At 69.6% G+C, this 21,058-nt stretch carries 18 protein-coding genes and 1 tRNA gene; 7 read left to right on the top strand and 12 right to left on the bottom strand.

Annotation, left to right across the window (positions count from 1 at the left end; all coding sequences use genetic code 11):
• On the top strand, window positions 1–603 hold a 603-nt coding region (locus ON41_RS04710; protein ID WP_218003356.1), incomplete at its 5' end, for a WYL domain-containing protein.
• A 6-nt stretch (window positions 604–609) separates the two neighbouring features.
• Here ON41_RS04710 and ON41_RS04705 read toward each other — a convergent pair.
• Window positions 610–1,113 (bottom strand): LppU/SCO3897 family protein, encoded by a 504-nt coding sequence (locus ON41_RS04705; RefSeq protein ID WP_040745452.1) that lies wholly within the window; start codon window positions 1,111–1,113, stop codon window positions 610–612.
• Window positions 1,114–1,354: 241 nt separating this feature from the next.
• Here ON41_RS04705 and ON41_RS04700 point away from each other — a divergent pair, with 241 nt between their 5' ends.
• A complete protein-coding gene (locus ON41_RS04700) occupies window positions 1,355–2,197 on the top strand; it encodes a hypothetical protein (RefSeq protein WP_040745450.1) in 843 nt (280 codons plus the stop codon).
• Window positions 2,198–2,202: 5 nt separating this feature from the next.
• Here ON41_RS04700 and ON41_RS04695 read toward each other — a convergent pair whose 3' ends face one another.
• From ON41_RS04695 to ON41_RS04685, 3 genes are all read right to left on the bottom strand, one after another.
• The gene (locus ON41_RS04695; protein ID WP_040745448.1) at window positions 2,203–3,621 is read right to left on the bottom strand and encodes a M1 family metallopeptidase; all 1,419 of its coding nucleotides are present in this window, start codon (window positions 3,619–3,621) and stop codon (window positions 2,203–2,205) included.
• A gap of 128 nt (window positions 3,622–3,749) precedes the next feature.
• On the bottom strand, window positions 3,750–4,415 hold the full coding sequence (locus ON41_RS04690; protein ID WP_051160970.1) for a DUF3239 domain-containing protein: 666 nt from the start codon (window positions 4,413–4,415) through the stop codon (window positions 3,750–3,752).
• Window positions 4,416–4,468: 53 nt separating this feature from the next.
• The gene (locus ON41_RS04685) at window positions 4,469–6,127 is read right to left on the bottom strand and encodes a DNA repair helicase XPB (protein ID WP_040745446.1); all 1,659 of its coding nucleotides are present in this window, start codon (window positions 6,125–6,127) and stop codon (window positions 4,469–4,471) included.
• Window positions 6,128–6,306: 179 nt separating this feature from the next.
• Here ON41_RS04685 and sigJ point away from each other — a divergent pair, with 179 nt between their 5' ends.
• Together sigJ and ON41_RS04675 are read left to right on the top strand one after the other, a co-directional pair.
• On the top strand, window positions 6,307–7,230 hold the full coding sequence (sigJ, locus tag ON41_RS04680) for an RNA polymerase sigma factor SigJ (RefSeq protein ID WP_040745475.1): 924 nt from the start codon (window positions 6,307–6,309) through the stop codon (window positions 7,228–7,230).
• A 59-nt stretch (window positions 7,231–7,289) separates the two neighbouring features.
• Complete coding sequence (locus ON41_RS04675) at window positions 7,290–8,465, top strand: pyridoxal phosphate-dependent aminotransferase (RefSeq protein WP_040745444.1); 1,176 nt, start codon at window positions 7,290–7,292, stop codon at window positions 8,463–8,465.
• Between the two features lie 40 nt (window positions 8,466–8,505).
• Here ON41_RS04675 and ON41_RS04670 read toward each other — a convergent pair whose 3' ends face one another.
• The 4 genes from ON41_RS04670 to ON41_RS04655 all read right to left on the bottom strand — a co-directional run bounded on the left by ON41_RS04670 (window position 8,506) and on the right by ON41_RS04655 (window position 12,111).
• Window positions 8,506–9,150 carry a LysE family translocator gene (locus tag ON41_RS04670; protein WP_040745474.1) on the bottom strand — a complete coding sequence of 215 codons (645 nt, stop codon included), beginning with the start codon at window positions 9,148–9,150 and terminating at the stop codon, window positions 8,506–8,508.
• Between the two features lie 148 nt (window positions 9,151–9,298).
• A complete protein-coding gene (locus tag ON41_RS04665) occupies window positions 9,299–10,402 on the bottom strand; it encodes a 3-deoxy-7-phosphoheptulonate synthase (RefSeq protein ID WP_051160969.1) in 1,104 nt (367 codons plus the stop codon).
• 241 nt (window positions 10,403–10,643) lie between these two features.
• Window positions 10,644–11,117, bottom strand: a complete 474-nt coding sequence (locus ON41_RS04660) for a carboxymuconolactone decarboxylase family protein (protein WP_040745442.1) — start codon at window positions 11,115–11,117, stop codon at window positions 10,644–10,646.
• 112 nt (window positions 11,118–11,229) lie between these two features.
• Window positions 11,230–12,111 carry an oxidoreductase gene (locus ON41_RS04655; RefSeq protein ID WP_040745440.1) on the bottom strand — a complete coding sequence of 294 codons (882 nt, stop codon included), beginning with the start codon at window positions 12,109–12,111 and terminating at the stop codon, window positions 11,230–11,232.
• A gap of 106 nt (window positions 12,112–12,217) precedes the next feature.
• On the opposite strand from ON41_RS04655, the gene ON41_RS04650 reads away from it, so the two are divergent.
• Window positions 12,218–13,834, top strand: a complete 1,617-nt coding sequence (locus ON41_RS04650; RefSeq protein WP_040745438.1) for a (2,3-dihydroxybenzoyl)adenylate synthase — start codon at window positions 12,218–12,220, stop codon at window positions 13,832–13,834.
• 111 nt (window positions 13,835–13,945) lie between these two features.
• Here ON41_RS04650 and ON41_RS04645 read toward each other — a convergent pair whose 3' ends face one another.
• Window positions 13,946–15,307 carry a salicylate synthase gene (locus tag ON41_RS04645; protein WP_373281317.1) on the bottom strand — a complete coding sequence of 454 codons (1,362 nt, stop codon included), beginning with the start codon at window positions 15,305–15,307 and terminating at the stop codon, window positions 13,946–13,948.
• Between the two features lie 161 nt (window positions 15,308–15,468).
• Between ON41_RS04645 and ON41_RS04640 the strand changes: the two genes are divergently transcribed.
• Window positions 15,469–17,862: a glycerol-3-phosphate 1-O-acyltransferase gene (locus ON41_RS04640; RefSeq protein WP_083905127.1), complete on the top strand. Its 2,394-nt coding sequence runs from the start codon at window positions 15,469–15,471 to the stop codon at window positions 17,860–17,862.
• Window positions 17,859–19,310 (top strand): HAD-IB family hydrolase, encoded by a 1,452-nt coding sequence (locus ON41_RS04635; RefSeq protein WP_246460917.1) that lies wholly within the window; start codon window positions 17,859–17,861, stop codon window positions 19,308–19,310. Before ON41_RS04640 ends, ON41_RS04635 begins: the two co-directional genes overlap by 4 nt.
• Here the strand turns inward: ON41_RS04635 and ON41_RS04630 are convergent, their stop codons facing one another.
• The 3 genes from ON41_RS04630 to ON41_RS04625 form a co-directional block, all read right to left on the bottom strand.
• Window positions 19,311–20,030, bottom strand: a complete 720-nt coding sequence (locus tag ON41_RS04630; protein WP_040745464.1) for a polyprenol monophosphomannose synthase — start codon at window positions 20,028–20,030, stop codon at window positions 19,311–19,313.
• Between the two features lie 149 nt (window positions 20,031–20,179).
• Entirely contained in the window at window positions 20,180–20,356 is a 177-nt protein-coding gene (locus tag ON41_RS42225) for a hypothetical protein (RefSeq protein ID WP_169336468.1), read from the bottom strand.
• Window positions 20,357–20,981: 625 nt separating this feature from the next.
• Window positions 20,982–21,055: transfer RNA gene (locus ON41_RS04625), tRNA-Phe, on the bottom strand.
• Window positions 21,056–21,058 lie beyond the last annotated feature (3 nt).

Raw genomic sequence — 21,058 nt, 5'->3', positions numbered from 1 at the left:
CGGCTGCGCGCGGGGATGGCCCAGTCGTTCGTGCGCAGCGAGGATCCCGCGCTGCTGGCCGAGGTCCTCGTCACGCCGGTGGCGGAGCGGCTGGCACTGCGGGCGGTCGCGCCGACCGTGGCCATCTCGCAGGCGCCGCTCGGCGAGGTCCTGGAACAGCTGCGCGGCGCCGGATTCGCCCCGGCGGGTGAGGATTCGTCCGGAACGATCGTCGATCTGCGCCCGCGCGGCACCCGGATTCCGGCCCGGACGAACACCCGGCAGGCGTGGCGGCCGACCCCGCCCAGCACCGAACAGCTGCGGCTGCTGGTCTCCGAACTCCGGGCCGGTGAGAAGGCCGCGAACGCCCGCTCCGGACAGGCCGTGCGCGCCGACGGCACCCGGTCCAGCACCGCCGCCACCATGCAGCTGCTCCAGCTGGCGGCGCGCACGCGGCGGCCGGTGCACATCGGCTACGTCGACGCCCAGGGCGTCGCGAGCCAGCGCGTGGTGGAGCCGGTGAAGGTGTCCGGCGGGCAGCTGGACGCGCTCGATCCGGTGACCGGTTCGGTCCGGCATTTCGTCCTGCACCGCATCGCCTCGGTGGCGCTGGTGGATCAGTGAGCCCGGTCAGCTCTTCGGATTCTCCATGCAGTACGTCGTCTTCGGCTCGGACAGCAGCAGATACGTCGTAGGCGGCGCGCAGAGGGATTCGTCGGCGCGGCCGTCGATCCGCGCGACCACCCGGACGGTCGCCTCGGCCGCGGCACAGTCGGCGCGGGCGAAGCCGTTCTCCCGGTCCTGGTGATAACAGCCGCCCTGCTTCAGATTCGGTGCCAGGCAGAGGAATGCGGTGGTGCCGCCGCGGAAGGACTCCTCGTAGGAGGAGCGTTCCGGGCCGCAGTCGCCCTTGGCCGGAGAGGTCGACACGACCGTGTAGACGGCCCGATCGGACCCGCAGTCGACCGGCTCCGTCCGGGAGGTGGTGGCCGACCCCTCGATGACCTCGATACAGTCACCGACCTGTGCCCGTGCGGTGTCGGACCTGCTGGCGCCCTGGACGACCGAACAGCCCGCGGCGGCCAACGCGGCCGCCGCCAGCAGCGCGGGAACGCGGCGAGCAGCGCGACTCATGTGCCGAAAACCTTTCTCCCGCAACCGTTCCCATCCGCCCATCGGCGGCGACGGCTCAGTGCAGCAGGCCCATGCCCCACATGGCCAGCAGGTTGTAGTTCAGCATGCGGGGCAGGAATCCGGTCAGCAGCTGGAGTCCGAGGAGGTTCACGATCGACACCTTTCACGCTCTGCCCGCACCATACCCGCGCGGATCGTGATCTTACGTCGATATGAACCGGACAATCGTTACGCTCGGCACATGACGCTCGACGACGTCGCACGCACGCTGTACGCACTCGATCCGGCGCGATTCACCGCCGCGCGCGCGGAACGGGTCAAGGCGGCCCGCACGGACGGCGACAAGCAGCTCGCGGCCGCGATCGGCAAGCTGCGGCGGCCGACCGTGTCCGCCTGGGCGGTGAATCTGCTGGCCCGCGAGGCGCCGGAGGAGATCGGGTCACTGCTGGAACTCGGCGCCGCACTGCGCGATGCCCAGCGCCGGCTGTCGGGTGACCAGCTGCGCGAGCTGACCACGCAGCGGCAGCAGGTGGTGAACGCGCTGGCGCGCACGGCCGGTCGGCTCGCCGCGGAACACGACCGCCCGCTCACCGAAGCCGCGCTGCGCGAGATCGGCCAGACCCTGCACGCCGCCCTGGCCGATCCGGAGGTGGCCGAGCACGTGCGCGAGGGCACGCTGGCCGCGGCCGCGAACTACGAGGGTTTCGGGCCCGCCGGCCCCGAGCTGACCGCGGTGCCGGACCGGCCCGCGCCCGCCCCGCCGCAGCGCGACCGGACGTCGACCGATCGGGAGCGCGCCGCGGCGGCCCGGCAGGAACTCGACGAGGCCCTGGAGGCACTCGAATCCGCCCGGGAGGCACAGGATTCCGCGCACACCGAACTCGACCGCGCGACGGCCGATCTCGGTGCCGCCGACGAGCGCATCCGCGCCCTGCGCGACGACCTCGAGCGCGCGGAGGACCAGCGTCGCTTCGCCTCCGCCGCCGAGCGCTCGGCCCAGGAGACGCTGCACAAGGCCGAACGCCAGCTCGAACGGGTACAGCGCTGGGTGGAGAAGGCCAGGTCACGAGCGCCCGAGGAGTAAGGGCGTCAGCTCCGCAGCGCGCCCGGGTACAGGTACTCGTCGGCCGGAACATCCGAGCTGTCCAGCCAGGCGGCGAAGAATCCCGACAGATCGATGCCCGTCTTGGACTGCACGAACTGCCGGAACTCCGGCATGGAGGCGTTGCCGTAGGCGTGCGACTGCACGAACTGGGAGATCGCCGGGAAGAAGACGCCGTCGCCGATCGTGGTGCGCAGCGCGTGCAGGAACAGCGGCCCGCGGTAGTAGACGGCGGTGAATTCCTTTCCGGCGCCGGGGTTCTGGAGTTTCGTCTGCCACAGCTGTGGCTCGTCGCGCATCTTCGCCACCGTCTTGCGATACAGGGCGTCGACGTCCTCGCCCTCCATCCGCTCCGGCCACAGGTAGTCGGCGGTGTAGCTGGCGAAGCATTCGTTCAGGCAGATGTCCGACCACTGCCGCACCGACATCGAATCGCCCCACCACTGGTGGGCGTTCTCGTGCACGAGGGTGTCGAGGTCGGTCCACGGCGCGTAGGTCGGCCGGGTCTGCGTCTCCAGGGAGATCCTCAGATCCGTATCGATGTAGATACCGCCGCCGCTCTCGAACGGATAGGGGCCGTACAGCGATTCGAGGAAGTCCAGCACCTCGGGCAGCCGTTCCTCCAGGTCCCGATGCCCCACCGCGGCCGGGGCGAAGGCGCTCACCAGCGGCGTACCGTCGGCGCGGCGGCGCTCCATGAACTCGAGCCGGTCGATGGCGACCGTGGTGAGGTATCCGAGGGTGGGGCGCTGCGTGGCCCATTCGGCGGTCCGGGTCCCGCCGTCCACGTTCTCGCGCACCTTCAGGCCGTTCGAGATCACCTGCCACTCTTGCGGAACCGAGACGGTGACGTCGAAAGTCGCCTTGTCCAGCGGCGTGTCGTTGAGCGGGTACCAGGTCGCCGCCGAATGCGGTTCGCCCGCAACGAAAGCGCCGCCGCTGGCGGAGATGGTCCAGCCGGATTCGGGATTGTCACCCTCGACGCCGGCGTACTCGACGGTCACCGTGAACGGCAGACCGGGCAACAGCGGCACCGCCGGGGTGACGGTCAGCTTGTGCTCGCCGTCGCGGGTGAATCCGGCGGGCAGGCCGTTCACCGCCACCTTCGACACCGCCGGGCCGGCGTAGTCCAGCGAGAACACGCGCAGCGCCTGCGAGGCGACCGCGTTCAGCCGCGCCTTCCCGGTCAGGTGGCGGCTGGGCGGGTCGTAGGCGATATCGAGGGCGTAATGGTCGACCTGATAGCCGCCGTTACCGTCGTCGGGATAGTAGGGATCGCCGAGGCCCGCCGCGCCCACGAACGGATCGGCCGGCGGCTGGGCGGACGCGGGCCCGGCATACCCGGACACGATGCCCCCGACCACCAATCCGGCCGCCAGGTACCTGGTCCAGTCGCGCGCTGTCATGCGTCGAGCCTCCCCTTCCCGGCACGGCGTGCCGACCGACGCCCGATGCTAGTGGCTCAGGACCCCCGAACCCGAGACCGCCGCGCTCACCCCCGAAGTTCGCCGCCACTACGAACTCGTACCCGCGCTCACCCCTGAAGTTCGCCAGGTAACTGCTGCGGGTCGAGCAGGAGACGCTTGGCGTCGGAGCGGCGCACCTTCTCGGCCAGGTCGAGATTGTCGGCCAGCAGTTTCCATTCGACGTCGCTGATCGCCGCGCGGGCGCGCTCGATGACGCCCCGGTCCCGGGTGCCCCAGGCGATCGGCATGGCCGTCACGGCCTGGCGCAGATCGCCGACCGAACTCGGCGCGCGATCGGCCCGCACGGTCACCGCCGGCACCTGCTCGCCGGGCCACTGCCGGTGGCCGGGCAGCGCCCGCACCACGCGGGTGATCAGCGCGTAACGCGGATCGCAGCCGGGTTTGGCGATATTGACCAGCGCCAGCAGGGTGACCCCCTTGGGGTGCTTACCCGACACCACCGCGGGCACCAGTTCGCCTTCGGCATAGAGCTTTCCGATGCGGGAGCGGTAGGGCGTCCACACCGCGACGAACAGCGCGGTGATCGTGCCCAGCGCGAAGGCGACCGCGAGCAGGAACGAGTACGGGTGTTGCAGCCGGATCAACCCCGCCGTCCCCAGCCCCAGCAGGATCGCGGCGGCGAAGGCCAGCAGGCGCAGCCGCCGGATGGCAGCGAGCACTTCGTTCACCGCCCGGGCGTGTTCACGGTCCACCGCGAATTCGAAGCGTCGCACGTCTCATTCCTAACACGTATGCGGAGGCAATGTCTCCGGTAATTCGGCTCCGATCATCCGAGCGCCGGACCCAGCAGGTCGTCCGCGTCGGTGATGCGATAGGCATACCCTTGTTCGGCGAGAAATCGCTGGCGGTGTGCGGCGTATTCGGCGTCCAGCGTGTCACGGGCCACGACCGAATAGAAGTGCGCCTGGCCGCCGTCCTGTTTGGGGCGCAGCAACCGGCCCAGGCGCTGCGCCTCCTCCTGGCGGGAGCCGAAGGTGCCCGAAACCTGCACCGCGACAGACGCTTCGGGTAGGTCGATGGAGAAGTTGGCGACCTTGCTCACCACCAGCACCGGGATCTCACCGTTGCGGAAGGCCTCGAACAGGGCCTCGCGCTCCTTGGTCCGGGTCGAACCCTGGATGACCGGGGCGTTCAGGTGCTCGCCCAGTTCGTCCAGCTGGTCCAGGTACGCGCCGATCACCAGGCTCGGCGCGTCCTTGTGCTTGGCCAGGATCGACTCGACCACCGGCAGCTTCGTGCGCGCGGTGGAGCACAGCTTGTAGCGCTCGTCCGGTTCGGCCGTGGCGTAGGCCATGCGCTCGGCGTCGGTGAGGGTCACGCGGACCTCGACGCAGTCGGCCGGGGCGATCCAGCCCTGCGCCTCGATGTCCTTCCACGGGGCGTCGTAGCGCTTCGGGCCGATCAGCGAGAAGACGTCGCCCTCGCGGCCGTCCTCGCGCACCAACGTCGCGGTGAGGCCCAGACGGCGGCGCGATTGCAGGTCGGCGGTCATCCGGAAGACCGGGGCGGGCAGCAGGTGCACCTCGTCGTAGATGACCAGGCCCCAGTCGCGGCTGTCGAACAGTTCCAGGTGCTTGTACTCGCCCTTGGTCTTGCGCGTGATCACCTGATAGGTCGCGATGGTGACCGGCCGGACCTCCTTGCGCTCGCCGGAGTACTCGCCGATCTCGTCCTCGGTCAGCGAGGTGCGGGCGAGCAGTTCGCGCCGCCACTGCCGGCCCGCGACGGTATTGGTGACCAGGATCAGCGTCGTGGCCCCGGCCTTGGCCATCGCGGCCGCGCCGACCATCGTCTTGCCCGCGCCACAGGGCAGCACGACCACGCCCGATCCGCCCGCCCAGAACGAATCGGCCGCCATCTCCTGATAGTCGCGCAGGTGCCACTCGTGGGTGCTGTAGTCCAGCTCGATCCGGTGCGCCTCGCCGTCGACGTACCCCGCGAGGTCCTCGGCGGGCCAGCCGATCTTGAGCAGCATCTGCTTGATGCGCCCGCGCTCGGACGGATGCACCGCCACCGTGTCGTCGTCGATGCGGTCGCCGAGCATCGGCTGGATCTTCTTGTGCCGCAGCACCTCCTCCAGCACCGCCCGGTCCAGACTGACCAGCACCAGCCCGTGCACCGGACTCTTCACCAACTGCAACCGCCCGTACCGGGCCATGGTGTCGACGATGTCCACCAGCAGCGGCTGCGGCACCGCGTACCGCGAGTAGTTGACCAGCGCGTCCACCACCTGCTCGGCATCGTGCCCCGCCGCCCGCGCATTCCACAGCGCCAACGGCGTCACCCGATACGTGTGCACATGCTCGGGCGCACGCTCCAACTCGGCGAACGGCGCAATAGCCTGCCGAGCGGCATCGGCCTGCGCATGATCCACCTCGAGCAGCAGCGTCTTGTCGCTCTGCACGATGAGCGGTCCCTCGGTCATGGCACCTCCTCGGTGTACGGACTCCGGCCCATTGTTCCCGAACGGACCGACACACCGGGGAACGAGGCGGGGTCGGCAGGTCGGCCGGGGTTTTTGGCGGTGCTGTGAGGTGGGTCACCGGGGGTCGGGGGCGGGACCGGTGGGGAGGGCGGGGGCGTGGTCGCCGTAGAATCATGGCAATGGTTGCCGCTCTACTCGCCGATCTGTTCGAATCACATCGGGCGCACCTGCTCTCGGTGGCCTATCGGCTGACCGGCAGTGTGGTGGATGCCGAGGACGCGGTGCAGGAGAGCTGGCTGCGGCTGGCGACGGCGCGGCAGTCGGAGATCGAGGATCTGCGGGCGTGGCTGACGACCGTGGTGAGCCGAATCTGCCTGGACCGGTTGCGGAGTGCGGCGGTGCGGCGGGAAAGCTATGTGGGGCAGTGGCTTCCGGAGCCGGTCGTCACGGCGGCACGGCCGTCGAGCCTGCCGGATCCGCTGGAAGCGGTTGTCCGCAAACAGGATTACCGTTTCGCCGCGCTGGTGGTGCTGGACACGATGACCCCGGCGCAGCGGGTCGCCTTCGTCCTGCACGACGGGTTCGCGGTGCCCTATGACGAGATCGCCGAGATGCTCGACGTGACGGTGGAGGCCGCCCGCCAGCTCGGCGCGCGCGCCCGCAAGGCCGCAGCGCGCGGGCCCGAGCCGGTCGCCGACGCCGAACACGAGGCCGCGGTGCAGAAACTGCTGGTGGCGCTGAGTTCCGGCGATCTCGGACAGGTGGTGGCCGCCCTGCATCCGAACGCCTCGTTCACCGGCGACTCCGGCGGGACCACCCGCACCGCCGTCAATATCGTCGCGGGCGCGGAGAGTACGGCGCGGCTGGCCCTCGGGCTCGTGCGCAAGTACGGCGTCACCCTCACCGGCGCGGACGAGATCGATATCGAATTCGTCCATGTAAACGGCCAATTGGGCGTCCTGCTACCCGAACGCGCGTCGCACGACGGCTATCCGGGCTCGCCCACCCGCGTGGTCGGCTTCACCGTCCGTGACGGAGCGGTCTGGGCGGCTTACGATCTCGTCAATCCGGCGAAGCTCACCGGGATCCGGCTGCCGCACTGACCCGCCGCAGACGGCGATGCCGTGGCCGCCGGCCGAAAGGCGCAGGTTACCGTGTCGGCATGGTGGATACGCCGACCGTTGCTCGCTTGCGGCCCTTCGGGGCGACGATCTTCGCGGAGATGACCGAACTCGCCGTGCGGCACGGGGCGGTCAATCTGGGGCAGGGCTTCCCGGATACCGACGGTCCCGCGGCGATGCTGGAGACCGCGCGGCGGGCCATCGCCGACGGCGTCAACCAGTACCCGCCCGGCCGGGGCATGCCGGTCCTGCGGCAGGCGATCGCGGCGGACCGGTCGAGGCGCTACGGCATCGACTACGACCCCGACACTCAGGTCCTGGTGACCGTGGGCGCCACCGAGGCGATCGCGGCCTCGATCCTCGGGCTGGTGGAGCCGGGCGAGGAGGTGGTGCTCATCGAGCCGTACTACGACTCCTACGCGGCCGCCGTCGCGCTGGCCGGCGCCACGCGCCGCACCGCGCGGCTGGTGCCCGACGGCGACGGATTCGCCCTCGATATCGACAGCCTGCGCGCCGCCGTCACGCCGAGAACCCGCATGCTGCTGCTGAATTCGCCGCACAATCCGACGGGCACGGTACTCGGACGCGACGATCTGCTCGCCGTGGCGGAGCTGGCCCGCGAGCACGATCTGCTCGTGGTGACCGACGAGGTGTACGAGCACCTGACCTTCGACGATCACGAGCACATCAGCATCTCCACCCTGCCCGGCATGGCCGAGCGGACGGTCGTGATATCCAGTGCCGCCAAGACATTCAGCGTCACCGGCTGGAAGATCGGCTGGGCGTGCGGCCCGAAGCCGCTGATCGACGGGGTCATCGCGGCCAAGCAGTTCCTCACCTTCGTCGGCGGCGGGCCGTTCCAACCTGCCGTCGCCTACGCCCTCGAACACGAGATGCCGTGGGTGTCGGAACTGCGTAACGGGTTGTCCGAGAAGCGGACCCGCCTGTCCCAGGCGCTGTCGGATGCCGGGTTCGGCGTGCGGCGCAGTGACGGCACCTATTTCGTCTGTGCCGATATCTCCGGCCTGACCACGGCCGATGCCCACACCTTCTGCCGCGAGCTGCCGGAGCGGCTGGGCGTGGCGGCGGTGCCGCTGAGCGTGTTCGCCGACGACAAGGATTCGTGGAATCGTTTGGTGCGCTTCGCCTTCTGCAAACAGGACGCCACCCTGGACGAGGCCGTCCGCCGCCTGCACCAGGTCCCGTCGACCACCTGATTCGTTCCCGGATATCAGGAATAGGCGGGAATGTCAGGAATCAGGCGGGGACCGGGCGGGCGCGGTCGGTGGCGAGGAATACCGCGATGGTTCCCAGTAGCGTCCCGGTGACCCAGCGCTGGGCCCGCATCCACAGCGGCCGCCCGGCCAGGAATTCCGCGATGGCGCCCGCCCCGAGCACGATCAGCCCGTTGACCAGCAGGGCGATGACGATCTGCACGGCGCCCAGCAGCAGGCTCTGCAACCACACCTGCCCCTTCGCGGGCACCACGAACTGCGGGATCAGCGCCATGTAGAGAATCGCGATCTTCGGATTGAGCAGGTTGGTCACCAGCCCCATCGTGAACAGCCGGCGCGTCGAGTCCGCGGGCAGCTCCGACGGCGTGAACGCCGAAATCCCGCCGGGCCGTAGCGTTTTCCACGCCAGCCAGGCGAGATAGGCGGCACCGGCCAGCTTCACCGCCAGATACAGGCCGGGCACCACCGCGAAGACCGCCGTGAGCCCCGCCGCGATCGCCACCAGGTAGGCCAGGAATCCGACGCCGACGCCCGCCAGCGAGACCAATCCGGCGCGCCGCCCCTGCGACACCGTGCGCGACACCAGATACACCATATTCGGACCGGGCGTCAGCACCAGCCCGAGTTCCGTCGCCGCCACACCCAGCACCGCGGTCGTCTCGATCATGACGTCATCGTGTCGCACCGCCGCCGGAGCCGTCGCGGGCCACTTCCGAACCGGTGGACCGGCTCACGCACCCCGTACACGTTCCCGCACGCGATGCAGTGGCATGCAGGGGGTGCGAGAACGTGTACGGGGTGCGGCGGTGCGGGGGTCAGCCGCGGCGGGCGGTGACGGCGTCGGCGAGGCGGTCGAGCTGGGTGGCGGTGGTGTCCCAGTCGAGGCAGGCGTCGGTGATGGACTGGCCGTAGGTGAGGTCGGTGGCCTGGCCCAGGGTGAGGTCCTGGCGGCCCGCGACGAGGAAGCTCTCCATCATCAGGCCGACGACGCTGCGGTCACCGGCGGCGAGACGCTCGGCGATATCGGTGACGACGTCGACCTGCTTGGTGTGGTCCTTGTTGCTGTTGCCGTGGCTCGCGTCGACGACGATCCGCTGCGGCAGGGATGCCTTCTCCAGCCGGATGCAGGCCTCGGCCACCGAGGCGGCGTCGTAGTTCGGACCGGTGCTGCCGCCGCGAAGGATGACGTGGCAGTCGGGGTTGCCGACGGTGCGGATCAGGGCGGAGCGGCCGTCGAGGTCGGTGCCTGGGAAGACGTGGCTGGCTCCGGCCGCGCGCACGCCGTCGACGGCTACTTGGACGTCGCCGTCGGTGCCGTTCTTGATTCCCACCGGCATGGATAGCGCGCTCGCGAGCTGCCGGTGCACCTGGCTGGCCGCGGTCCGCGCGCCGATCGCGCCGTAGGACACCAGATCCGCGATGTATTGCGGCGTAATCGGATCCAGGAACTCACACGCCACCGGTAGTCCGAGTGCGGTGATGTCCACCAGCAGCCTGCGGCCGAGACCCAGGCCGGTGTTGATGTCGAAGGTCCCGTCCAGGTGCGGGTCGTTGATCAGGCCCTTCCACCCGAGCGTGGTGCGCGGCTTTTCGAAGTAGACGCGCATCACCACGTGCAGGCGATCCGATACCTCCGCCGCCTTCGCGGCCAACCGGCGCGCGTAGTCCATCGCGGCCTCCGGATCGTGTACCGAACACGGGCCGACGATCACCATCAGGCGGTCGTCGACACCGTTCAGCACATCGACGGTGGCCTTGCGCCCGGCGCGCACGGTCTCGGCGAGCGCCGTATCGATCGGGTGGTCACGCCGCACCTCGGCGGGTGACAACAGGGGGCTGATGCTCAGGGTGCGCTGGTCGTCGAGATCCGCGGCTTCAGCGGGTTTCGGATGCGCGCCGGCATCGGCTGCGATCGTCATCGTGGGTTCCTTTTCTCAGGCCGGCCCACCGAGAATGTTCCCCGTCGCGCCGGTCTGGTCGTCCGGCTCGGGGTGGGAGAAGGTCAGCGCGGTTCACCGACCGGCCCACCCGGGGCCGGCTTCGTAAACCAGAAATACGCGCGCTGCACGATCGCGACTGTACCAGGCGGTGTCGCGCGCCCGGACAGACAGCGGGCCCGGGGGTGAGGACCACCACACCCGGGCCCGAGATCGTCCGGGGTCACCCGAACATGCCCGGCTCGTAGCTGCCCGCGGGGGTGCGGGCGATGACGTTGAGACGGTTGTAGGCGTTGATCACCGCGATCGCCGAGATCAGCGCGCCGATCTGCTCCTCGTCGTAGTGCTTCTGCACCTGCGCCCAGGTCTCGTCGGAGACGCCGGTGTGCGCGTCGGCGAGCCGGGTGCCCTCTTCGGTCAGCGCCAGGGCGGCACGCTCGGCCTCGGTGAACACCGTGGCCTCGCGCCAGGCCGCCACCAGATTCAGGCGCACCGAGGTCTCGCCGGCGGCCGCCGCGTCCTTGGAGTGCATATCGGTGCAGAAGCCGCAGCCGTTGATCTGGCTGGCGCGCAGCTTGACCAGTTCGTAGGTCGCCTTCGGCAGCGACGAGTGGTCGATGATCTGACCGGCGTTGGTCAGCCGCTTGGTGAACTTGCCGGCGATCTCGTTGGCGAACAGGTTGATTCGGGGTTCCATCGCGGTCTCCTGACCTAGGGCCGCGGGGTGTCGCGGCCGTCTGCCTAGGTGACGACGCAGCAGGGGTCAGGTGTGACAGCAGGAAATGTGACCTGAGTCACGCACCAAAATCTCAGCGCCGCGCGAAGTGGTAGGTGACCTTCGTCAGCTGTTCGGACAACTCCCACAGCCGCCGCGCGGTGACCTCGTCACGCGAGGCCGCCGACGATCCGCTGCGCCCCGGATACCCACGCAGGCCGCGGAGACGGGTGGGCCCGTAGAACCCGCCCGGCTCGACCTCGGCGGTGGCCGCGAAAAGGGAAGGCAGCGCGCCCATCTCGGCACTCTGCGCCAGTATCCGGTTGCCGAGCGACATGATCCGGTCCTGGAACGATTCCGTATGCGACTGGAGTTCCGTTGCGGCATAACCCGGATGGGCCGCCACCGACACCTTGGACGATCCGGCCGCGGTGAGCCGGCGGTGCAGTTCGTAGGCGAACATGAGGTTCGCGAGCTTCGCCTGCCCGTAGGCCTGCCAGCGCTCGTACCGGCGGCGCTCCCAGTTCAGGTCGTTCAGGTCGATCCGGCCGATCACGTGCGCGCCGCTGGAGACCGTGACGATTCGGTCGCCGATCTTGTCGAGCAGCAGGCCGGTCAGCGCGAAATGCCCGAGATGGTTTGTGCCGATCTGCATTTCGAAGCCCTCGGCGGTGCGGCGCAGCGGCAGCGCCATCACGCCGGCGTTGTTGATCAGCACGTCGGCATGCTCGATCGAGTCGGCGAACCGGCGCACCGAGGACAGGTCGGCCAGATCCAGGCGGCGCACCTGCGCCCGGTCGCCGATCGAATTCGCCACCGCGCGCGCCTTCACCTCGTCGCGGCAGGCCATGATCACCTGCGCACCCGATGCGGCCAGCGCCCGCGTGGTCACCGCGCCGATACCGCTGTTGGCGCCGGTGACGATGAAGGTCCGGCCGGTTTGATCGGGGATGTCGGAAGTGTCCCAACCAGTCACGGGGTCGAGTCTAGAGCCGCACGGCGCCCGGCGTCTCCCTCGCCTCGTGAGATAGGGTTGCCTAACCTATGTAGCGCACCCTGAGCACGACCGTGAGGCAGTATCCATGACAGCGACACCCACCACCCGGAACGACCGCGACGGCTTCGAGCCGATCCCCGCCGAGTTCGCCGACGCCTACCGCGCCGCCGGGTACTGGACGGGGCAGCCGCTGGGAGAACTCCTGCGCGACGCCGCCCGCCGGTGGCCGCACAGCCCGGCGGTGCACACCGAGGACGGCCCCCGCAGCTACGCCGAGGTGGACCTGGCCGCCGACCGGATGGCGTACGGCCTTGCGGCGCTGGGCATCGAGCCCGGGGACCGGGTGATCGTGCAGCTGCCGAACGTGCCCGAATTCGTGCCGGTGCTGTTCGGCCTGCTGCGCGCCGGCGCCATCCCGGTGCTGACGCTGCCCGCCCATCGCCGCGCCGAGATCGAGCATCTGGCCGCGCTGTCCGGCGCGGTGGCCTACATCGTGGCCGACCAGGCGGCCGACTTCGACTATCGGGAGCTGGCCGCGACGGTGGTCGAGCAGGTGCCCTCGGTGCGGCACGTGCTGGTACTCGGTGATCCGGGACCGTTCACCGACCTGAACGCGATTCCGCGCGACAGTGGTTCGCTGCCCGAGGTGGCGCCGGCCGATATCGCGGTCATGCTCGTCTCCGGCGGCACCACCGGGCTGCCCAAGCTGATCGCGCGCACCCACGACGACTACGCCTACAACGCCCGCGCCTCCGCCGAGGTCTGCGCGTCCGGCCCCGAGGACGTGTACCTGGCGAGTCTGCCCGCGGCGCACAACTTCCCGCTGTCGTGCCCCGGCATCCTCGGCACGCTCGCCACCGGCGGTTCGCTCGCGTTCCTCACCGATCCGAGCCCCGAGAGCGCGTTCGCGGCCATCGAACGCTACCGGGTGACCGTGACCTCGGTGGTCCCGCCGCTGGCCCAGCTGTGGTGCGCCGCAACGGAATGGGAGCCGGCCGATCTCTCCTCGCTGCGCCTGTTGCAGGTCGGCGGGGCCAAGCTGGCCGAGGTCAACGCCCGTGACGTGGAACCGGCGCTGGGCGCCCGGTTGCAGCAGGTCTTCGGCATGGCGGAGGGCCTGCTCAACTTCACCCGGCTCGACGACGACATCGATCTCGTGTGCACCAGCCAGGGCCGCCCGCTCTCGCCCGCCGACGAGGTCCGCGTGGTCGACGGTGAGGGCGACGACGTGCCGCCGGGCGAGGAGGGCGAGCTGCTCACCCGCGGGCCGTACACCATTCGCGGTTACTACCGTGCGCCGGAACACAATTCGCGCGCCTTCACCCCGGACGGCTTCTACCGCAGCGGCGATCTGGTCCGCCGGTTGCCGAGCGGGCACCTGATCGTCTCCGGCCGGATCAAGGACGTGATCAACCGCGGCGGGGAGAACGTCTCCTGCGACGAACTCGAGGAACACCTGCTCGCCCACCCCGCCGTCCGCCACGCCGCGGCCGTCGGACTGCCCGATCCCGCACTGGGCGAGAAGGTCTGCGCCGTCCTCGTCGTGGACGGCGACCTGCCCACCCTGGCCGAGATCAAGCAGTTCCTCACCGACCGCGGCCTGGCCACCTACAAACTCCCCGACGTCCTCCGGCAGGCCGACGCCCTCCCCGTCACCGCCGTCGGCAAGATCGACAAGAAGGCCCTCCGCACCCAGGGCTGACTCCCGCACCCCCTACGCACTCACGCACCCGCTCCAGCGATCTGGAGCGGGTGCGTGAGTATGGAGAGGGTGCGAGTGCCCCTCGTCGGGATAGGGACAAGGGGCCGCGGATCAGGCCTCGACGACGTAGGGGGCGACGCTGCCCAATTTCTCGCAGGTCTCCTCGAACTCGCGCTCCGGGCGGGACTGGCCGACGATACCGGCGCCGGCGCGCAGCCAGGCGCCCTCGGTGGTCTGGTAGACCGCGCGCAGGACGAGGGTGGCCTCGAGTGCGCCGGTCGGCGAAACCGTCACCACCGCACCGGAGTAGAGGCCGCGCGGGTCGTGGTCGAGCCGGAACACCGCGTCGACGCCGGCGGTCTTCGGGATGCCGGAGGCGGTCACCGAGGGGAACAGCTTCTCCAGCGCGTCCCAGGAGGTGCGGCCGGTATCGAGGCGGCCGCGGACCGTAGAAGCCAGATGCTGCACGCTGCCGCGCTCGCGCACCGCCATGAAGTCCGACACCGCGGTGCTGCCCGGCGTGGCGATCTCGGCGATCTCCGAGAACGAGGTCTGCACCGAGATGGCGTGCTCGACGATCTCCTTGGGGTCGGCGACGAGATCCGCGCGGGCCGCCCGGTCGGCGTCGGCGCCGCGCCCGAAGGCCCGGGTCCCGGCCAGCGGCTCCGTGGTCACGATGCGCTCGCCGTCCACGGCGGCCACCAGTTCCGGACTGAACCCGGCGGCCTCGAGCCCGCCCAGGCGCAGCAGGAACGACCGCGCCGGAGTGTTGTGCGCGCGGCCGAGCCGGTAGGTCGCGGGAACGTCCACCACGAACGGCAGTTCGACCTTCCGCGAGAGAATCACCTTCTGGTACTTGCCGTCCCGGATCTCCCCGACGGCCTCGGCCACCCGGTCGCGGTAGGCGGTCGGGTCGATGGTGATATCGGCCGGGCGCGGCTGCGGCAGCGCGGCGTCCTGCCCGGCGGCGATCAGCTCGTGGATATCGGCCGTCTCACCGGGCGTCGCGCCGGAGACCCGTACCCCGGAGGCGTCGATCCGGACCTCGATACGGGGAATCATCAGGTGCGCCAGCGAGGTTCGCGGCGGCAGATGGGTTGTCGCCCGCAACGCCCACGCGCAGAACTCGAATCCGATCCAACCGTAGGCGTTCCGGCCCGCCAGCGGCAACGCCGTCAGCGCGCGGTCGATCACCTCCGCCGGGCGGCCCTCCCACGGCGTCGCGGTGGCTCGCCCGTCCCAGCCGACCCGCAGTTCGTGGGCGTCGAGTTCGACGCTCCCGATCGGATCGGCCGCGAACACCCACTCCCCCGGACGCTCGTACACGACGTACTCGCCGAACCGGTCGGCCGAGGCGAGCGCCGCGACCGCCGCCGCCGGATCGGTGACGCGCTCCCCCTGCCGTGCCGCGGTCGATGTCGCCCCCGGACCACTCCCATACTCGACCAGTACTCGCTCGTCCGTGGTGGGCACGATACCTCCAAGGTTATGCTTACCTAACTTCAAAAGGTGAGGTTAGCATTACCTGTCCGAATTGTGGTTGTGCCCAAGAGCACACTCACCGCGCGAACCTCCTGCGGGAAACCGTCGACCCGAGCTTGAATGGGGAACGTCACCTGATGGAGGGCTCCCGCATGATCGACGACCGCGCCGATGTACCGACGGCGACCACGCCCGACTCCGCGCCGCGGTCGGTGGTCGCGCTGGTCGACGCCACCTCACCGACCGAGCGCGAACTGATCGGCGGCTGGCTGGCCGAGGGTGGCATCGCCGCGGAGCTGGGAGTCGAGGCGCCGGTGACGCAGATCGACCTCGATGCCTCGGCGGTCGCGACCAGACTGGTCGGCCGCCGCGACGATCCGCTGGTCGTCCCCGTGCGGGTGCTGTGGTTACCGGCGGAGCGAGACGGCGTGCGCCGCACCACCTTCAACGATCTGATCGCGCTGTCGAATCCGCGCAAACCGCACCGGCTGATGCAGCGCCGCCTGATCGCCAAATCGCCGGACCGCCATCTGGTGCTCACCGGGCAGCCCGCCCGGCTCAGCGAGCTGCGCGCCAACAATCCGGCCGTCGCGGGCACCGCCGAGCCGTTCGCCCGCGCGGTCGTGCGCGCCGGCATCGTGGCGCTCGAGCGGGCCGAGCGCGCGGTGATCGGCGACCGGTACAAGGTGCCGCGGCTGGTCGCCGAGGAGATCCTCGACTCGCCGGAATTCCTGCGCCGCCTGGATGCGATCGCCGCGCACACCGGCACCGGGCCGCGCGAGGTGTACCGGCGCGCGGAGAAGGCGCTGAAGGAACTGGTGGCGGCGCAGAGCCGCCTGGTCTCGGATCTGTTCACGCAGGCGATGCGGCCGGTGCACGCCTCGACCTGGAAGGTGGACTGCGATCCCTCCGGGCTGGCCGGACTGCGCCGGCTCAATCGCCGGTATCCGCTGGTGTTCCTGCCCTCGCACCGCTCCTACGTGGACGCGTTCGTGCTGGGTGACGCGCTGGCGCGCAACGACTTTCCGCCCAATCACGTGATCGGCGGCGCGAATCTGGGGTTCTGGCCGATGGGCCCGATCGCGCGCCGCACCGGGACGGTGTTCATCCGCCGCAGCTTCGGCGACGACGAGGTCTACAAGGCGGTGGTCGAGGAATACTTCGCCTACCTGCTGACCAAGCGGTTCAATCTGGAGTGGTACTTCGAGGGCGGCCGCACCCGCACCGGCAAGCTGCGCCCGCCGCGCTACGGCCTGCTGAACTACCTTGCGGCGGCGATCCGTTCGCGCCGGGTCGATGATGTGATGCTGGTGCCGGTGTCGATCACCTACGAGCGGCTCAACGAGCTGGGCGCGATCGCGACCGAGCAGTCCGGCGGCGTCAAGAAGCCCGAGGGCCTGACCTGGCTCGCGCGGTACGTGCGCAATCAACAGCATTCGGCGGGGCACGTCTACCTGCGCTTCGGCGATCCGCTGTCGGCGCGGGAACACCTTGCCGCGCACGACGATCCGCTCGTCCCCGATCCGGGATTCGGCGCGCCGGAGGATCCCGAGGCCCGCGACCTGGAGCGTAAGGCCGTGCAGCGGTTGGCCTTCGAGGTCGCGGTCGGCATCAACAAGGTCACGCCGATCACGGTCAACGCGCTGGTGACGCTCGCGCTGCTGGGCGTGCACGAGCGCGCGCTGACCCTCGGCGAGGTGCGCCGCGTGCTGGCGCCGGTGCGCGACTACATCGAGCGCAGCGATCTGCCCACCGGCGTCATCGATACGCTGAGCGACGATCACGGACTGGCCGTGGTGCTGGAGCAGCTGTCGCTGGCGCGGGTGGTGACGGTGTATCGCGGTGGGCTGGAGCCGGTCTACAAGATCGAGGCGGGCGCCCACCTGGAGGCGGCGTTCTATCGCAACAGCGCCGTGCACTGGTTCGTGAACCGCGCCATCCTCGAACTGTCGATCATCGCGGCGGTGGAGGCGCCCGAGGGCGAGCAGTTGCAGGCGGGCTGGGATACCGCGTTCCGCCTGCGCGATCTGCTGAAGTTCGAATTCTTCTTCCCCGAGCGCGCCGAGTTCGCCGAACGGATGACCGCGGAAATGCTGCTGATGGACCCGGATTGGAATCAGCGCACCGCGGCGGGCACGGTCGGCGCGGATATCCTCGCCGAGCTGACCGAGTCGGGATTCGTGATGGCGCACCGCGTGCTGCGCTCGTTCTTCGACGCGCAACTGGTCGTGGCCGACCGGCTGGCGGCCCGCGACGGCGCCACCGAACTGGACCGCAAGCAGTTCATCGACGAATGCCTGGCCGTCGGGCGGCAGATGCTGTTACAACAGCATCTGCACAGCCCCGAATCGGTGTCGTCCGAATTGTTCACCACCGCACTGAAACTCGCCGAGAATCACGGCCTGCTCGAGGTGGCCGCCGATCCCGGCGCCGCCGCCGAACTGCGGGCGCGCCGCCGCGCCTTCGCCGACGAGCTGCGCCTGATCGGCACCCGCATCGCGCGCGCGGCGGCACTGGATCCGTCGAACCGGCTGGAGGAACTATGACCGACATGTCGGTCGACGCGGCGGTCGCCGCGATCGCCGCGGGTCCGCAGGGGCCGCGGGTCGCCGCGGTCTTCGATTTCGGCGGCACCGTCGTCCACGGCTTCACGCCGCCCTCGGCGCTCCGGCGGCTCACACGCCGCGGGGACGCGCTGGCCGGATCGCTGGTCACGAGTATTCGCGGCGCGCGCGCCGAGGGCGAGTACGAGCGATTCCTGCAACGCGTGATGCACCTGTGGGCCGGGCACACGGAATCCGAACTCGCCGAGCTGGGCGAGCGGCTGTTCCACCGCACGATCTACGGGCATCTCTATCCGGAGGCGTGGCGGCTGATCCGCGCGCACGAGGCCGCCGGGCACACCCTGGTGCTGGCCAGCTGCCTGACCCGGTTCCAGGTGCTGCCCGCCGCCGCGGAGCTGGGAATCGAGCACGCGCTCTGCACATCCATGGCCGCGCAGGACGGCGTGCTCACGGGCTACGTGGAAGACAAACCGCTGTGGCGCAACGGAAAGGCCGACCGGGTCCGCCGCTTCGCGGTCACGCACGATGTCGAACTCGCCGAGAGCTACGCCTACGCCGATGCCGCCACCGACCTGCCGCTGCTGGAGCTGGTGGGCCGGCCGCGGGCGGTGAATCCCGATCCCCGCATGGCGCTGGAGGCGGGCGAACGGGAGTGGCCGGTCCTCGGCTTCCGTCCCCGCGAGGGGGCACGGATCCCCGATATCGCGCGCACCGCAGCGGGTTTCGTGAGCCTGATCGGCGGCGCGCTGGCCGGTGTCGCGCTCGAGTCGCCGACCCGGGAGCGGCAACGCATGGCCGACGCCATGATCAGCTACGCGGCGGATGCCACGCTGCGCGCGACCGGGGTGCGGGTGCGGGTCACCGGCGCCGAGCACGCGCGCACCGCCCGCCCGGCGGTCTTCCTGTTCAATCATCAGAGCCAGTTCGACATGGTGGTGCTGGCGGAGGTGCTGCGGTCGGGATTCACCGGGATCGTGAAGCAGGAGGTCACGAAGAATCCGGTGTTCGGGCCGCTGATGCGTTTCGCCGGTGCGACTTTCATCGATCGCTCCGATACCGCGGGGACGAGAGCGGCGCTGGTGCCGGTCGTGGAGACGCTGCGCGGCGGGCTGTCGATCGTCGTCGCGCCGGAGGGCACGCGCTCGCTGACCCCGCGGGTCGGTCCGTTCAAGAAGGGCGCCTTCCATATCGCGATGCAGGCGGGGGTGCCGATCGTCCCGCTGGTGATCCGCAATGCCGGCGAGATCGCCTGGCGCGATTCGGCGATCGTGCACAAGGGCACCGTGGACGTGGCCGTGCTACCCCCGATCGATGTCGGCGGCTGGAATCCCCACGATATGGACGCCGAGGTGGAGCGTGTCCGTCAGCTGTTCATCGACACCCTGCTGAATTGGCCCGCGCCCGAAGGGGCCCCGAGCCGGCAGGGTTGATCAGACGCTCCTGCCGAACAGGAGCTTCCACGGCATGGCGGCCGATTCGAGCTGGACCTTCAGGCTCATCTTGGAGTCGCCCGTGGTGCGTTCCTCGAAACGGATCGGCACCTCGGCGATGGCGATGCCCTTCTTGATGGTCCGGTAGTTCATCTCGACCTGGAAGGAGTAGCCGTTGCTGTGGATCGAGGCGACGTCGATGGCGCGCAGCGTATCGGCCTTCCACGCCTTGAATCCGGCGGTGGCGTCCTTGACCCCCAGCCGCAGGATGGCGTTGACGTAGAAGTTGGCCCACGCGGACAGCGCCTTGCGGTACCACTTCCACTCCGCGGCGGTGGATCCGCCCGGCACGTAGCGCGAGCCGAGGACGACGCCGACCGGCTTGTCCCCCTCGCTGTCCGGGCCGGTCAGCTTGTCCAGCATGGCCGGAATGACCTCGGCCGGGTGGGACAGGTCGGCGTCCATCTGGATGACGACGTCGGCGCCCTCGTCGAGCGCGCGGGTGATGCCCGCGATGTAGGCGCGGCCGAGACCGTCCTTCTCGGTGCGGTGCAGCACGCTCACCACGGCGGGCAGTTCGGCGGCGAGTTTGTCGGCGACCTCGCCGGTGCCGTCCGGCGAGTTGTCGTCGACGACCAGGACGTGCAGATCGGCGACCGGTAGTGCGGTCAGCCGCTCCACCGCCACCGGCAGGTTCTCCCGCTCGTTGTAGGTCGGCACCACCACGGTCACCTTCACAAGTCGCCCTCCGCTCGATTCGACCCGGCTGCACGCCCGCGCGTGGGTGCGGGCACGATTCTGCTCTTGGAACCGTAGCCCACCACCACGAGCGGGTACGAGTTAGCTCCGGGGGAATCGGCGACCGCCCCTCAGTCCTCCTCGCGCGAGTCGGCCCGCGCATTCCGCTCCCGGACGATGTCCAGGGCACGCTCCGCGGTCGCCTGATCCGGATAGGGCCCCATGCGATCGGCGAACCAGCACCGCTTCCCCTGCTCGGCGCGATGGTGTTTCAGGCAGTAGTACCAGGCAGCATCGGTTTCACCCATGCGACCAGCATCCCATCCACCCCCAACCCCCCGCACCCAACACGCCCCACCCCCAGGTTTGCTACCACCACCAACCCCGCAACAGCAAACCCCCCAGCCACACCCAACCAACAGTTCAACCACCCACAAGATCAATGACAAGCACAGCAACAATGAAGCTGCCCCCTACACCCTCCACCCCGCACACCCCCACCGACAATTGTGGTCATATCGCACTCCCGCCCCGGGAAATACGTTCACTACGGACAACACATATCCGAGTCCACAATGCCCAAAAGATACCCATCCTTGTATGCCTTGAAATGAAAGACTCACCTTGAACCGTAAACACCACCCCCACACCGATTCCCGCAGATCAACCAAGCAAGGAAGGAGACTGAGCGGAGCGTGAGCGAAGGGCGAAAATCAGGAGCCTTTGCGACAACAACCCAGTACTACACCGGAGACACGACAGCCCAACTCCACCCCACCAACAGGATCCGGGAAACGACCGCCTACTGAACCCCACCAACAGGGGGTCCGGGGAGGCGAAGCCCCCCGGTCCGGGGGTGTGGGGGCGATGCCCCCACAAATCACCCCCGAACAAGGCGAAGGCCCTCCCTGAGCAAGGGAGGGCCTGAGGGGGTGGCCAAGGCCGGGATCGAACCGGCGACCTTCCGCTTTTCAGGCGGACGCTCGTACCAACTGAGCTACCTGGCCGGG

Source organism: Nocardia transvalensis NBRC 15921, assembly GCF_000308875.1.
Lineage (GTDB): Bacteria > Actinomycetota > Actinomycetes > Mycobacteriales > Mycobacteriaceae > Nocardia > Nocardia transvalensis.
This window is presented reverse-complemented; position numbering and strand designations above follow the sequence as displayed.